At 65.9% G+C, this 13,716-nt stretch carries 13 protein-coding genes; 7 read left to right on the plus strand and 6 right to left on the minus strand.

What is annotated here, in order from left to right; all coding sequences use genetic code 11:
• Positions 1 to 34 precede the first annotated feature (34 nt).
• Positions 35 to 1,144 (plus strand): sterol desaturase family protein, encoded by a 1,110-nt coding sequence (locus tag K4043_RS04525; protein ID WP_265308341.1) that lies wholly within the window; start codon positions 35 to 37, stop codon positions 1,142 to 1,144.
• Positions 1,145 to 1,150: 6 nt separating this feature from the next.
• Here the strand turns inward: K4043_RS04525 and K4043_RS04530 are convergent, their stop codons facing one another.
• Together K4043_RS04530 and K4043_RS04535 are read right to left on the minus strand one after the other, a co-directional pair.
• Positions 1,151 to 1,786, minus strand: coding sequence for a glutathione S-transferase family protein (locus K4043_RS04530; RefSeq protein WP_123730780.1), 636 nt, complete (start codon positions 1,784 to 1,786; stop codon positions 1,151 to 1,153).
• Positions 1,787 to 1,788: 2 nt separating this feature from the next.
• A complete protein-coding gene (locus K4043_RS04535) occupies positions 1,789 to 3,306 on the minus strand; it encodes a fumarate hydratase (RefSeq protein ID WP_123730779.1) in 1,518 nt (505 codons plus the stop codon).
• Between the two features lie 154 nt (positions 3,307 to 3,460).
• Here K4043_RS04535 and K4043_RS04540 point away from each other — a divergent pair, with 154 nt between their 5' ends.
• The 4 genes from K4043_RS04540 (at position 3,461) to K4043_RS04555 (ending at position 7,652) form a co-directional block, all read left to right on the plus strand.
• Positions 3,461 to 4,357 carry an RNA polymerase sigma-70 factor gene (locus K4043_RS04540; RefSeq protein ID WP_265308342.1) on the plus strand — a complete coding sequence of 299 codons (897 nt, stop codon included), beginning with the start codon at positions 3,461 to 3,463 and terminating at the stop codon, positions 4,355 to 4,357.
• 36 nt (positions 4,358 to 4,393) lie between these two features.
• Positions 4,394 to 4,837 carry a carboxymuconolactone decarboxylase family protein gene (locus tag K4043_RS04545; RefSeq protein WP_265308343.1) on the plus strand — a complete coding sequence of 148 codons (444 nt, stop codon included), beginning with the start codon at positions 4,394 to 4,396 and terminating at the stop codon, positions 4,835 to 4,837.
• Between the two features lie 68 nt (positions 4,838 to 4,905).
• Positions 4,906 to 6,777, plus strand: coding sequence for an ABC transporter ATP-binding protein (locus K4043_RS04550; protein ID WP_265308344.1), 1,872 nt, complete (start codon positions 4,906 to 4,908; stop codon positions 6,775 to 6,777).
• A gap of 95 nt (positions 6,778 to 6,872) precedes the next feature.
• Positions 6,873 to 7,652 (plus strand): ferredoxin--NADP reductase, encoded by a 780-nt coding sequence (locus K4043_RS04555; RefSeq protein ID WP_019185907.1) that lies wholly within the window; start codon positions 6,873 to 6,875, stop codon positions 7,650 to 7,652.
• A gap of 108 nt (positions 7,653 to 7,760) precedes the next feature.
• Here the strand turns inward: K4043_RS04555 and K4043_RS04560 are convergent, their stop codons facing one another.
• Positions 7,761 to 8,243: a glutathione peroxidase gene (locus K4043_RS04560; protein WP_265308345.1), complete on the minus strand. Its 483-nt coding sequence runs from the start codon at positions 8,241 to 8,243 to the stop codon at positions 7,761 to 7,763.
• Positions 8,244 to 8,658: 415 nt separating this feature from the next.
• Here K4043_RS04560 and K4043_RS04565 point away from each other — a divergent pair, with 415 nt between their 5' ends.
• Positions 8,659 to 10,830 carry a M3 family metallopeptidase gene (locus tag K4043_RS04565; RefSeq protein ID WP_123730774.1) on the plus strand — a complete coding sequence of 724 codons (2,172 nt, stop codon included), beginning with the start codon at positions 8,659 to 8,661 and terminating at the stop codon, positions 10,828 to 10,830.
• A 65-nt stretch (positions 10,831 to 10,895) separates the two neighbouring features.
• On the opposite strand, the gene cfa is transcribed toward K4043_RS04565, so the two are convergent.
• The 3 genes from cfa to K4043_RS04580 all read right to left on the minus strand — a co-directional run bounded on the left by cfa (position 10,896) and on the right by K4043_RS04580 (position 13,251).
• On the minus strand, positions 10,896 to 12,014 hold the full coding sequence (cfa, locus tag K4043_RS04570; RefSeq protein WP_265308346.1) for a cyclopropane fatty acyl phospholipid synthase: 1,119 nt from the start codon (positions 12,012 to 12,014) through the stop codon (positions 10,896 to 10,898).
• Between the two features lie 14 nt (positions 12,015 to 12,028).
• Complete coding sequence (locus tag K4043_RS04575; protein ID WP_123730772.1) at positions 12,029 to 12,883, minus strand: DUF3298 and DUF4163 domain-containing protein; 855 nt, start codon at positions 12,881 to 12,883, stop codon at positions 12,029 to 12,031.
• Between the two features lie 65 nt (positions 12,884 to 12,948).
• Complete coding sequence (locus tag K4043_RS04580) at positions 12,949 to 13,251, minus strand: GNAT family N-acetyltransferase (RefSeq protein WP_123730903.1); 303 nt, start codon at positions 13,249 to 13,251, stop codon at positions 12,949 to 12,951.
• Between the two features lie 213 nt (positions 13,252 to 13,464).
• Between K4043_RS04580 and K4043_RS04585 the strand changes: the two genes are divergently transcribed.
• Positions 13,465 to 13,644, plus strand: coding sequence for a hypothetical protein (locus K4043_RS04585; protein ID WP_265308347.1), 180 nt, complete (start codon positions 13,465 to 13,467; stop codon positions 13,642 to 13,644).
• The last annotated feature ends 72 nt before the right edge of the window (positions 13,645 to 13,716 follow it).

Below are 13,716 nucleotides of genomic sequence, written 5' to 3' on the forward strand. Positions count from 1 at the left end.
CAATAGCCCCGCCCTTTCACCTGGATGCCAGCGGATGGCCCGACCACGACGCTCGTTCTTCGCCTACGCCTCGGCTCTGCTGGGACTGCTCAGTCTGATGGGCGTGGCCTGCTTCCACTTTCCGGACCTGCTGACCAGCCGCGAGTTCCGCGCGGTCTACAACGAACAGTTCGCCCGCCACCTGCTGCTGGTCGGGCTGGCCGCCGCCTTCATCATGGGCACCCTGGCGATCCTGCGCGACCGCAACAAGCGGATCGCCACGATCGGCGTCGGCAGCGCCACCCTGGCGGTGCTGCTGGGGGGTACCAACGTGCAGTTCGATGCGATCGGGCAGACACCCTACTCGCTGGGTCTGGACTGGTTCGTGCTGTCGCTGTTCTTCTCGGCACTGGTATTCGTGCCGCTGGAGCGCTACCTCGGCAAACACGTGCTCTCGCCGCTACGCCAGGGCTGGCGTACCGATGTCGGCTACTTCTTCATGAGCCACGTGCTGGTGCAGTTCATCCTGATCCTGGTGACCGCCTCGACCTCGACCATCGCCGGGCTGGCCGCGTTTCCCGCGCTCAAGACGCTGATCCAGTCTATGCCGGTGTGGCTGCAGTTCCTGATCGCGGTGTTCGTCGCGGACATGGCCCAGGCGCTGCTGCACCGCGCGTATCACAACACCCCATGGCTCTGGCGCTTCCACGCCGTGCACCATTCCAGCCGGCACATGGATTGGCTGGCCGGCTCGCGCATCCATTTCGTCGAAATCGTCATGACCCGCAGCTGCGTGCTGCTGCCACTGCTGGTGCTCGGCTTCTCGACCCCGGCGATCAACGCCTACGTGATCCTGGTGGGTCTGCAGGCGGTGTTGGCCCACGCCAACCTGGGCATCCGTTTCGGGTGGCTGGAGTACCTGCTGGTGCTGCCGCGCTACCACCACTGGCATCACGCGCGGCAGCAGGAGTACGTCGACGTCAACTACGCCATCCACCTGCCGCTGGTGGACATGCTGATGGGCACCTTCAAACTGCCCCGGGATCAGCGCGAATGGCCGCAGGAATACGGCGTCATGAAACTGGAGACCGTGCCCAAGGGGCTGCTCAACCAGCACCTGATGCCATTCCGTGCACGACGGACCTTCGATGAGTACGTCGACTGACCCCACTCAGCGCCAGTCGGTGATGCCCTCGCGCCGGTAGACCTCGGCGAACGCCGGCCGTGCTTTCAGACGATCGGCGTAGGCCTTCAATGCCGGCCAGGTGTCACTGGGCGTGGGCATGTTGCGCGACCAGCGCATCAGCATCACCAACATGAAATCGACCACGCTCAACGACTCGCCCAGCACATAGGGGCCGCGCGTGGACAGATGCTCCGCCAGATGCTGCCAGGCGCCTTCCAACCGCTCGCGCGCACGCTGGCGGGTCGCGTCCACGTGCTCGGGGCCCGCCATTTCGTGCGGGTAGAACCACGCCCGATACGCCGGTTGCACGGTATTGGCGCACCAGAACATCCAGCGGTACGCCTCGGCGCGGTCGGCAGTCCCCGGGGCTGGCAGCAGGGCCGCTTCCGGATGGCGGTCTGCCAGATGCAGCGCGATCGCTGCCGCTTCGGTCAATACCTGCCCGTCCAGCACCAGCGTCGGCACCAGGCCCGCGGGATTCAAGGCGAGATACGCTGCATCCTTGTGCTCGCGCTTGTCGAAATCCAGCAGCACCAGATCGTGCTCGATCTGCAGCTCCAGCAACAGCCAATGGACCACGAGGGCGGCGGTACTCGGCGATCCATACAACGTGGTGCGCATGCTCAGACCACCACGACCGGAATCTTGCCGATGCGGGCCTGCCATTCGCGCGGGCCGGTCTGGTGCACGGACTCGCCGGTGGAATCCACCGCCACGGTCACCGGCATGTCCTGCACGGTGAACTCGTAGATCGCCTCCATGCCCAGATCCGCGAAGCCCACCACCTTGGCCGCCTTGATCGCCTTGGAGACCAGGTACGCCGAACCACCGACCGCCATCAGGTAGGCCGACTTGTTGTCACGGATCGCCTCGATCGCCGCCGGGCCGCGCTCGGCCTTGCCGACCATGCCCAGCAGGCCGGTCTGTTCCAGCACCTGGCGGGTGAACTTGTCCATGCGGGTGGCGGTGGTCGGGCCGGCCGGGCCCACCACTTCATCGCGCACCGGATCGACCGGGCCGACGTAATAGATGAAGCGGCCCTTGAGGTCGACCGGCAGCGGCTCGCCCTTGTCCAGCATCTCCACCATGCGCTTGTGCGCGGCGTCGCGGCCGGTCAACAGCTTGCCGTTGAGCAGCAGGGTCTGGCCGGGCTTCCAGCTGGCGACGTCTTCCGGAGTGATCGTATCCAGATCGACCCGGGTGCCCTTGGAGGCGTCATAGGTGATCTGCGGCCAGTCTTCCAATGACGGCGGATCGAGCATCACCGGGCCGCTGCCATCCAGCGTGAAATGCGCATGGCGGGTGGCCGCGCAGTTCGGGATCATCGCCACCGGCAGGTTGGCCGCGTGGGTCGGGAAGTCCTTGACCTTGATGTCCAGCACGGTGGTCAGGCCGCCCAGGCCCTGCGCGCCGATGCCCAACGCGTTGACCTTGTCGAACAGTTCCAGGCGCAGTTCTTCGGCACGGTTGGAGGCGCCACGGGCCTTGAGCTCGTTGATGTCGATCGGCTCCATCAGCGACTCCTTGGCCAGCAGCATCGCCTTCTCGGCGGTGCCGCCAATGCCGATGCCGAGCATGCCCGGCGGGCACCAGCCAGCGCCCATGGTCGGCACGGTCTTGAGCACCCAGTCCACGATCGAATCGGACGGGTTGAGCATGGCGAACTTGGACTTGGCTTCCGAACCGCCGCCCTTGGCCGCGACGATCACCTCGACGGTGTCACCCGGCACCACCTTGACGTTGACCACGCCCGGGGTGTTGTCCTTGGTGTTGATGCGCTTGCCGGCCGGATCGGCCAGCACCGAGGCGCGCAGCTTGTTGTCCGGGTAGTTGTAGGCACGGCGCACGCCTTCGTTGGCCATGTCCTCCACGCCCATCGTGGCGTCGTCCCAGCGCACGTTCATGCCGATTTCCAGGAACACGGTGACGATGCCGGTGTCCTGGCAGATCGGCCGGTGGCCTTCGGCACACATGCGCGAGTTGATCAGGATCTGGGCCATCGCCTCCTTCGCGGCCGGCGACTCTTCGCGCTCGTAGGCAGCGTTGAGGCTCTTGATGTAATCGACCGGGTGGTAGTACGAGATGTACTGCAGCGCGTCGGCGATGGACTGGATGAGGTCTTCCTGCTTGATCGATGTCACGACTTGCTCGCTTGCTGGAGGCTGGCGGGGGTTGAGCCGCCGATTTTAACAACTACCGCCCCGCGGCGTTGAGAATCGCTCGCGGCCGCGGCGTTTGGTGCACAGTGGCCGCCCAGCCTTGTCACAGCGGCCCGCCCTGCCGCGTCCTCCCGGCATGACCCCGACCGATACCTTCCAGACCCACCGCCCCCGCCTGTTCGCCCTGGCCTACCGCCTGCTGGGCAGCCGCAGCGACGCCGAGGACATCGTCCAGGACGCCTGGCTGCGCTGGCAGGGTGCCGACACGGCCGCGATCCGCGACCCGGAGGGCTGGCTGGTCACCGCCACCACGCGGCTGGGGCTGGACCGGCTGCGCGCCCGGCGCAGCGCGCGCCCGGAGTACGTGGGGCCGTGGCTGCCCGAGCCGCTGGAGATCACCCTGGACCCGGACCCGCTGCAGGACCCGGCCCAGCGCCACGCGCTGGCCGACGAGGTGTCCGTGGCGTTCCTGGCGCTGCTGGAACAGCTCACGCCGGACGAGCGTGCCGCCTTCCTGCTCAAGGACGTGTTCGACTATGACTACCCGGACATCGCCCCGCTGCTGGAGCACGCCCCGGCCAACTGCCGGCAGCTGGTCCATCGGGCGCGGCAGCGGCTGCAGACCGGGGCCCCGCGCTTCGCGGTCTCGCCCGCGCAGCACCGCGATCTGCTGGAGCGCTTCATGAATGCCTCGCAGCAGGGCGACCTGGCGGCGATCCGCTCGTTGCTCGATGCCAATGCCGAGATGATCTCCGACGGTGGCGGCCGCGTGACCGCGGCGATCCGCCCCCTGCTGGGTGCCGAGCGCATCGCGCAGCTGTACTGGGCGATCGCGCGCCGCAACGGCCAGCATCCAGCCCAGCTCGGCCAGGTCAACGGCGAGCCGGCGATCCTGCGCTTTGCCGGCGACCAACTGCACTCGGTCACGATGATCACGGTCGATGGGGGGCGCATCGTGCGTGTGCTCAGCGTGCTCAATCCGGAAAAACTCACTGCGCGTGTCACAGCGCGCGAGGCTGGCGCGTCCTCCTGATGAAGACGGCCATTGCGGCCGTCATGGAGTACCCACATGTCCGCTTCGCCCCGCGTTCCGTACACCCGTCTGGCCGCCGAGGCCTTCAAGGGCCTGCTGGCCACCAGCAAGGCCGTCCACGACAGCTCCATCGATCCTGTGTTGATGGAGCTGGTGTTCCTGCGCGTCTCGCAGATCAATGGCTGTGGCTACTGCATGGACATGCACGGCACCACCCTGCGCAAGGGGGGGATCGAACCGCGCAAGCTCGATACGCTGCCGGCCTGGCACGAGAGCCGCTTCTTCGATGCGCGCGAGCGTGCCGCGCTGGGCTGGGCCGAGGCACTGACCCGGCTGAGCAGCGCAACGCCGCCCGATGCGGCCTATGACGCACTGGCCCCGCATTTCGATGAGAAGGGCATCAGCGATCTGAGCATGGGCATCGCGGTGATCAACGCCTGGAACCGCCTCGGCGCCGGCTTGCTGCCGCCGGTGCCGTAAGCGCCCGCAATATGCGCGTGCACTGAATTCATGCATCAACCACGGTCACGGCGCGCACAATACCGCCCATGCCCGCCTCCCCCGCTGCCGGCGCACCCGGCCAGAAGAATCCCAGCCTGCGTGAGCGCGTCAATGCGATGCGCAACCTGCCCCCGTTCCTGCGCCAGGTCTGGCAGACCAGCCCGGGGCTGACCCTGGTCAGCCTCGGCCTGCGCGTGATCCGCGCGTTGCTGCCGGTGGCGATGCTGTATGTCGGCAAGTTGATCATCGATGCGGCGGTACTGCTCAGCCAGCATGATGCGGGCTTCCCGCCGTTTGGCGAGGCGCTCTCCAGCGGGCTGCTCAACCCGCTGCTCGGGCTGCTTGCACTCGAATTCGGCCTTGCGATGGCCTCGGACCTGCTCGGCCGCATGGTCAGCTACGCCGATACGCTGCTGTCGGAGCTGTTCACCAACGTCACCAGCGTGCGCCTGATGGAGCATGCCGCCGAGCTGGATCTGGAGGACTTCGAAGACCCCGACCTGCAGGACAAGCTGGACCGCGCACGGCGCCAGACCATGGGCCGCATGAACCTGATGAGCCAGCTGTTCGGCCAGGTGCAGGACAGCATCACCGTGGCCAGCCTTGCAGTCGGCCTGATTGTGTACGCGCCGTGGCTGATCCTGCTGCTCGCGGTGGCGCTGATCCCGGCGTTCATCGGCGAATCGCATTTCAACGCTGCCGGCTACAGCCTCAATTTCCAGTGGACGCCCGAGCGTCGGCAGCTGGAGTACCTGCGCCAGATCGGGGCCAGCGTGGAAACCGCGAAGGAGGTGAAGATCTTCAACCTCCATCGCTTCCTGATCGACCGCTACAAACGGCTGGCCGACAAGTTCTACCTCGCCAACCGCGCCCTCGCGCGCAAGCGCGCGATCTGGGGCACGCTGCTGGCCGCACTCGGGACGCTGGGCTACTACGCGGCGTATGCCTACATCGCCTGGCGCACCGTGCGCGGTGATTTCTCGATCGGTGACCTCACGTTCCTGGCCGGCAGTTTCCTGCGCCTGCGCCAGCTGCTCGAAGGGCTGCTGATCGGCTTTTCGCAGGTCGCCGGGCAAGCGCTTTACCTGGACGATCTGTTCTCGTTCTTCCAGATCGAACCGGAGATCCATTCGCGCCCGGATGCCGTCGCCATCCCGCAGCCGATCACCCAGGGCTTCGTCTTCGAGAACGTCGGCTTCCGCTATCCCGATGCGGAAAGCTGGGCGGTACGCCACCTGGATTTCGAACTGCGTGCCGGCGAAGTGCTGGCGCTGGTCGGCGAGAACGGTGCCGGCAAGACCACCCTGGTCAAGCTGCTGGCCCGCCTGTACGACCCCGACGAAGGCCGCATCCTGCTTGATGGCCGTGACCTGCGCGATTACGACCTCGATGACCTGCGCGCCAACATGGGCGTGATCTTCCAGGATTTCGTGCGGTACAACCTCAGCGCCGGCGAGAACATCGGCGTCGGCCTGGTCGAGGCGATGACCGACGACGCCCGCATCCGCGATGCCGCGCGTCGTGGCATGGCCGACGAAGTCATCGCCGGCCTGCCCGGTGGTTATGACCAGCTGATCGGCCGCCGCTTCAAGATGGGCGTGGATCTGTCCGGTGGGCAATGGCAGAAGATCGCGATCGCCCGTGCCTACATGCGCGATGCGCAGGTCATGATCCTCGATGAACCGACCGCGGCCCTGGATGCCCGCAGCGAGTTCGAGGTGTTCCAGCGCTTCAAGGAACTGTCCGACAACCGCACCGCGGTGCTGATCTCGCACCGCTTCTCCTCGGTGCGCATGGCCGACCGCATCCTGGTGCTGGCCGGCGGCAGGATCGAGGCCAGCGGGACCCATGCCGAACTGATGACCCAGGGCGGCCGCTACGCCGAACTGTTCGAGCTGCAGGCGGCTGGCTACCGCTGAAACCCACGGCTGGCGGGCCTGTCCAGTCAGTCAATGAGAATTTATCTCATTTGAGATAAACTAGGCCCGACGAAACCGACCAGAACCCCACCCCCATGTCTTCCGCTTTTGGCGCCGAAACGGTGCTTGAGGTCCGTCACTGGACCGACGCCTACTTCAGCTTCACCACGACCCGCGACAGCGGCTTCCGCTTCGAGAACGGCCAGTTCGTGATGATCGGCCTGGAAACCGAGGCGCGCCCGCTGCTGCGCGCGTACTCCATCGCCAGTGCCAACTGGGAAGAAAACCTGGAGTTCTTCAGCATCAAGGTCCAGGACGGCCCGCTGACCTCGCGCCTGCAGCACATCAAGCCAGGCGACAAAGTACTGGTCGGCAAGAAGCCCACCGGCACCCTGCTGATCAGCGACCTGCACCCGGGCAAGCACCTGTACCTGCTTGGCACCGGCACCGGTCTGGCGCCGTGGCTGTCGGTGATCAAGGACCCGGAAACCTACGAGCGCTTCGACAAGGTGATCCTCACCCACGGCGTGCGCTACGAAAAGGACCTGGCCTACCGCGACCTGTTCGAGAAGGAACTGCGCGAGCACGAATTCCTCGGCGAGATGATCGGCGACAAGCTGCTCTACTACCCGGCCGTGACCCGCGAAGCCTTCCCCAACCAGGGCCGGCTGACCTCGCTGATGGAAAGCGGCGAGATGCAGAAGACCCTCGGCCTGCCGCCGCTGGACCCGGAAAATGACCGCGCCATGATCTGCGGCAGCCCGCAGATGCTGGCCGACCTGCGCACCGTGCTGGACAGCCGCGGCTTCCAGACCTCGCCGCGCATCGGCACTCCGGGCCATTACGTGTTCGAGCGCGCCTTCGTCGAAAAATGACGTAGAGCCACGCCATGCGTGGCTGGACCCGCGAAGATCATGCAACACGAGCAGCCGGCCAGCGGCCGGCGCTCCCCGATCCCGGCCCGTCGTGGTCGGGCAACCGCCTCAGCCCAGCGCCGCCTCGATATCCCCGCGCAGCGATTCGGGCTTGTCGGTCGGCGCATAGCGCGCCAGCACCTGCCCATCGCGGCCGACCAGGAACTTGCTGAAGTTCCACTTGATCCCGCGCGTGCCCAATACCCCGGCCTTCTCGGCCTTGAGCCACTGCCACAGCGGATCAGCGCCGGCACCGTTGACCTCGACCTTGTCCGACATCGGAAAACTCACCCCGTAGCTCAGCGAACAGAATTCCCCGATCTGCGCCGCATCGCCTGGCTCCTGGTGCCCGAACTGATCGCAGGGAAACCCGACCACCACCAGCCCCCGCGGCCCGAACTCCCGCCACAGCGCCTCCAGCCCCTCGTACTGCGGCGTAAAGCCGCACTTGCTGGCCACATTGACCAGCAGCAACACCTTACCCCGATACTGCGCCAGCGCCTGCGGCTGACCGGACAAGTCCACGAACGGGAAATCGAAGGCAGTGGTCATGGCAGGGGGTTCCGGTGGAAAGACCTCATCTTAGCTCGCCTGCGGCGTTCGGCTTGGTGGGCTGAGGAGCCGGCCAGCGGCCGGCACTACCCCACACTCAGGCCCACACGCTCCTTCTGGAGGCGCCAATCAACTGTCCAGCGCGGGGCGGGTGGGGGTTGGCGGGGCCGTAGTGCGCCATGGATGGCGCACTACGAGCGTACATGGACGTATTCACAGCGTGCCCCGCCGGCCCCCACCCGCCCCGCGCCTCGCAGCAGCCCACCGCCGCTGTTGCTGTTGCTGTTGCTGTTGCAGTGACCGCGCCCTTTCGCAATGCCCCGGCCGTGGTCCGGCCAAAACATGCCTTTCGACACAAGCCCCTCCCCAACGGCTCGGGTTACCCTCAAAGACTTGTCTGACCGGAGAATTCCCCTTGACCACCCGTCTTGCCCTCGCCGTCGCCGTGACCCTCGGCCTTGCCCTGCCCGCCTATTCCGCCACCGCCGCCACCCCGGCCGCGACCACCGCCCAGCAGGCCAACCCGTTCTTCGCCGACAGCCCGCTGCCGCTGCACTTCCCGCAGTTCGACAAGATCAAGGACAGCGACTTCGCTCCCGCCTTCGACGCTGGCATGGCCCAGCAGCTGAAGGAAGTCGACGCGATCGCCAACAACAAGGCCAAGCCGACCTTCGACAACACCATCATCGCCCTGGAAAAGAGCGGTGACACCCTGGATCGCGCCACCACCGTCTTCTTCAGCCTCGTGGGTGCCGACACCAACGACGCACGCAAGAAGCTGCAGGCCGATTACTCCGCCCGCTTCGCCGCGCACAGCGACGCCATCGCGCTGAACGGCAAGCTGTTCGCCCGCATCCAGAGCCTGTACGACGGTCGCGCCGCGCTCGGCCTCGACGCCGAAGGCGTGCGCCTGGTCGAGAAGTACTACGAGAGCTACGTCCGCGCCGGCGCCAAGCTGTCCGAAAGCGACAAGACCAAGCTCAAGGAAATGAACGCCGAACTGGCCAACCTGGGCACCAAGTTCAGCCAGAACGTGCTGGCCGAAGTGAACGCCTCGGCGATCACCGTCGATGACGTCAAGGAACTGGCCGGTCTCTCGCAGGAGCAGATCTCCGCCGCTGCCGAAGCCGCCAAGGCCCGTGGCCAGGACGGCAAGTACGTCATCACCCTGCTCAACACCACCGGCCAGCCGCCGCTGACCAACCTGGCCAACCGCGCGCTGCGCCAGAAGATCTACGAAGCCTCGGTGACCCGTGGCAGCCGCGGTGGTGAGTACGACAACACCGCCCTGGTCTCGCGCATCATGCAGCTGCGTGCCGACAAGGCCAAGCTGATGGGCTTTGCGAATTTCGCCGCCTACAACCTCACCAACCAGACCGCCAAGACCCCCGAAGCCGTCAACGCCATGCTCGGCCAGCTCGCCCCGGCCGCCGTCGCCAACGCCAAGCGCGAAGCCGCCGACCTGCAGGCCATGATCGACAAGGAACAGAAGGCTGCCGGCAAGCCCACCTTCAAGCTGGAAGCATGGGACTGGGCGTTCTACAGCGAGAAGGTCCGCCAGGCCAAGTACAACTTCGACGAATCCCAGCTCAAGCCGTACTTCGAAATGAAGAACGTGCTCGAGAACGGCGTCTTCCATGCCGCCCAGCTCGAATTCGGCCTGACCTTCAAGCAGCGTACCGACCTGCCGGTCTACCACGAAGACGTCACCGTCTATGACGTGTTCGATGCCGACGGCAGCCAGCTGGCGATCTTCATCTTCGACCCGTATGCACGCGCCTCCAAGCGCGGCGGCGCGTGGATGAACTCGTACGTGTCGCAGTCCGAGCTGACCGGCTTCAAGCCGGTGGTCGCCAACCATCTCAACATCCCCAAGCCGCCGGCCGGCAAGCCGACCCTGCTCACCTGGGATGAAGTGACCACCACCTTCCACGAATTCGGCCATGCTCTGCACGGCATGTTCTCGAACGTGAAGTACCCCTACTTCTCCGGCACCTCGGTGCCGCGCGACTTCGTCGAGTTCCCCTCGCAGGTCAACGAGATGTGGGCCGATGATCCGGTCATCCTGAAGAACTACGCCAAGCACTACCAGAACGGCACGGCCATGCCGCAGGCCCTGCTCGACAAGGTCGTCGCCGCCGCCAAGTTCAACCAGGGCTTCGCCACCACCGAGTACCTCGGTGCGGCCATGCTCGATCAGCGCTGGCACCAGATCGGTCCGGACCAGGTCCCGGCCGCCAAGGACGTGATGAAGTTCGAAGCCGAGGCCCTGGCCAAGGACGGCATCTTCTACGCGCCGGTCCCGCCGCGTTACAAGACGCCGTACTTCAGCCACATCATGGGCGGCTACTCGGCCGGCTACTACGCCTACATCTGGTCCGAAGTGTTGGATGCCAACACCCAGAAGTGGTTCCGCGAAAACGGCGGCCTGAGCCGCAAGAACGGCGACCACTTCCGCCAGACCCTGCTCTCCAAGGGCGGCAGCGTCGATGCGATGGAGCTGTTCCAGAACTTCGCCGGCCACGCCCCGCAGATCGAGCCGCTGCTCGAAAAGCGCGGCCTGACCTCGGGTGACAGCAAGAAGTAAGCGTCCGCTTCAACGACGTGCAATACAGAAAACGCCCGGCAGTGCCGGGCGTTTTTTTGTTTCCCTCACCGCGGCGCCACATAGCCCCCAGGCACGCCATTCGGCGACAACACCAACTGCCACAGCTGTGCATGCCGGCAGCGGAAACTCGCCATCGACGCCGCCAGATAGAACCGCCACATCCGGCGGAAGCGTTCGTCATAGTGATGCGCATCCAGCCGCGGCCACGCCGCCTCGATGTTGGCCCGCCACGCCTGCAGCGTCCGGTCGTAATCCGCGCCGAAACTGTGCCAGTCCTCCAGCACGAACACCCCTTCCAGCGCCTGCGTCACCTGCGCCGCCGAGGGCAGCATCGAATTGGGGAAGATGTACTTGGCGATCCACGGATCGGTGCGATGCCGCGACAGATTGCTGCCGATCGAATGCAGCACGAACAAGCCCTCCGGCCGCAGGCAGCGGCGCACCATCTCGAAATACCCGCGATAGTTCTTGTCGCCGACGTGCTCGAACATGCCCACTGACAGGATCGCGTCGAACGACTCGTCCACCGCGTGATAGTCCTGCAGCCGGATCTCGATCGGCAGCCCCGCGCACAGCTTGCGCGCGTACTCCGCCTGCTCCTGCGAGATCGTCACCCCCACCCCGGACACGCCATAGCGCTCGGCCGCGAACTTCAGCGCCTCGCCCCACCCGCAGCCGATATCCAGAATGTGCTGGCCAGCGCGCAGCCGCAGCTTGCGGCAGATCAGATCGAGCTTGGCCACCTGCGCAGCATCCAGATCCGTTGCCTGGCGCCAGTAGCCACAGCTGTAGACCAGCCGCTGCCCGAGCATCGCCTCGTACAGATCGTTGCCCAGATCGTAGTGACGCCGGCCCACCTCGAAACTGCCGGCCCCGGCCTGCAGGTTGAACACGCGCGCCCTGAGCGCATCGGCCAGATCGCGCCAGCCGTGTACGCGCTCGTCCAGGTGCGCCTGCATCAGATGAAACAGAAAGGCATCCAGCGCGCGGGCATCCCACTGCCCGTCCATGTAACTCTCGCCCAGGCCCAGCGAGCCCTGGGCCATGACCCGCGCGTAGAAGCGCGGGTCGTGCACCGTGATGTCCTGCGGCTGGTCACCATCAACGGTGACCCCCGCCTCATGCAGCAACCCTGTGACCCGTCGTTGCAGCCCAGCGTCCACATCGCCTCCGTCGATCAGCCCCGGGCGAACAGCCCCGCGACATCCTGCGCCACGTGCGGCACCAGCACCGCGGCCGGAACGTCCACGGTCTGCGTGCCGTCCGAGTACGGCCCTACCTGGTAGGGCGGGAACACAAAGCGTATCGCAGCGATGTGCCCGTCGGCACCGGTAAGCGGCTGGAACTGGCTGAAGTTGTCCGCGCTCGGCCCGGTGCCGTCGGCGATCATCCGACTCGCATTGCGCAGCGATTCCTGCATCTGTGCCGGCTCCAGCTCATCGCCACTCAGCCGCGTCGCCACCCGCTCGCGCAGCTGGTCGGCCACGTAATCACTGATCGCTTTCCAGCCCTTGGCATCGGCCACCAGCTTGTCGGCGGTCAGCATCTGCTGCTGCTCCGGCAGCCACACGAAACGCGCTACCAGCGGCTCGCCATGGGCGCCACCGGTGTAGCGGCTGCCATCGGCGGTCACCACCACCAGCTGCGGCGTTTCCAGTACTTTTTCGAAGCTCAGCGACAGCTCGTACGGCATCGTCGGCTTGTCATTGCCCAGCCCGTCCACCGCCTGCTGCAGTTCGGCACGCGCACTGTCGGCGTAGCCAGCCAACGCCTTGGCCAGCCCGGGATACCGGGCGATGTCGGGCGGATAGCTGATCCCGACCACGGCCTGCGGCGAGGTCTCGATGACGTCGCGCAATTCGACCGGTGCGTCTGCTGCCACGGTCGGTGCCGCGGGTTCGGCGGCCGTCTCCACCGGTGCGGCCGGTGCCGCTGTTTCGCCGTCGCGCTTGCATCCTGCCACCACCACCACGCCCATGGCCAAGGCCAGCGCGCTGACGCGCAGCGCGCGACGGTTTCCTGCAATGTTCATCCTGACATCCCCTTGTTGTAACCCACCATCATGATCAGCCATCCCTGAAGCATGACCCGCTGTCGTCATCGGACCAGCAGGTCGTCGTACTCCTCGTGCCGCTGCAAGAACGCCTCGGCGTACGCACAGGCCGGCACGACCTTGAACTTGTTGTCGCGCGCGTAACGCAGCGCCACCTTGGTCAATTCGCCCGCGACGCCGCGGCCGGCGATCGGCTCGGGGACCTCGGTGTGGGTAATGATCATCCGCTTGCGCTTGATCTGGTAGTCCAGCAGCGCCAGATGCCCTTTGACCCGGGCCTGGAAGCGGTGGTGGTCCAGATCGTGCTCCACTTCGTAAGCCAGTCCGGGCGGCGTGACCGAAGCCATGAGCGGTGTCTCCTGCGGCGACTGACGCGATAGTGCGCAGCCGGCCGCCATGATCGTGTGAAGCCTGAACAGGGTCAGCCAGCGACGCATCACGTCACTTGCCGACCTAAAGCCTGCACGGCTCAAGCCGATATCAGGTTCGGACAGGGCGTAAAAGCTGGCATGGCTTTTGCGAAGACCTGACCGGTACGAACCCGCTTTCCGGAGGTCCGCATGGACAACACTGCACCCGCCCCCGCCGCCCACGGCGATGCCGACAGCTCGCTGCTTGAAGGTCTGTTCCAGCTGGCCGTGAATGGCCAGACCGAGGGCTGGGAATTCGATCAGATCGACAACGAAGTCTATGCCAGGCTGCTCAGCACCTATGGCGTGGACGGCAAGAAGGCCGCCTGACGGTTGCCGCACCCACGACCAACGGTCGTGAGGTGCCCGACGGTCGCGGGTTGACCCGCGACCGACACACCG

This window comes from Stenotrophomonas sp. SRS1 (assembly GCF_026130205.1).
Classification (GTDB): Bacteria; Pseudomonadota; Gammaproteobacteria; order Xanthomonadales; family Xanthomonadaceae; genus Stenotrophomonas; species Stenotrophomonas rhizophila_B.

What these genes read in the sequence shown, in the direction of transcription:
- K4043_RS04525 (WP_265308341.1), top strand. Translation starts at nt 35, where the DNA reads ATGGCCCGACCACGACGCTCGTTCTTCGCCTACGCCTCGGCTCTGCTG.
- K4043_RS04530 (WP_123730780.1), bottom strand. Translation starts at nt 1,786, where the DNA reads ATGCGCACCACGTTGTATGGATCGCCGAGTACCGCCGCCCTCGTGGTC.
- K4043_RS04540 (WP_265308342.1), top strand. Translation starts at nt 3,461, where the DNA reads ATGACCCCGACCGATACCTTCCAGACCCACCGCCCCCGCCTGTTCGCC.
- K4043_RS04545 (WP_265308343.1), top strand. Translation starts at nt 4,394, where the DNA reads ATGTCCGCTTCGCCCCGCGTTCCGTACACCCGTCTGGCCGCCGAGGCC.
- K4043_RS04550 (WP_265308344.1), top strand. Translation starts at nt 4,906, where the DNA reads ATGCCCGCCTCCCCCGCTGCCGGCGCACCCGGCCAGAAGAATCCCAGC.
- K4043_RS04555 (WP_019185907.1), top strand. Translation starts at nt 6,873, where the DNA reads ATGTCTTCCGCTTTTGGCGCCGAAACGGTGCTTGAGGTCCGTCACTGG.
- K4043_RS04560 (WP_265308345.1), bottom strand. Translation starts at nt 8,243, where the DNA reads ATGACCACTGCCTTCGATTTCCCGTTCGTGGACTTGTCCGGTCAGCCG.
- K4043_RS04575 (WP_123730772.1), bottom strand. Translation starts at nt 12,883, where the DNA reads ATGAACATTGCAGGAAACCGTCGCGCGCTGCGCGTCAGCGCGCTGGCC.
- K4043_RS04580 (WP_123730903.1), bottom strand. Translation starts at nt 13,251, where the DNA reads ATGGCTTCGGTCACGCCGCCCGGACTGGCTTACGAAGTGGAGCACGAT.
- K4043_RS04585 (WP_265308347.1), top strand. Translation starts at nt 13,465, where the DNA reads ATGGACAACACTGCACCCGCCCCCGCCGCCCACGGCGATGCCGACAGC.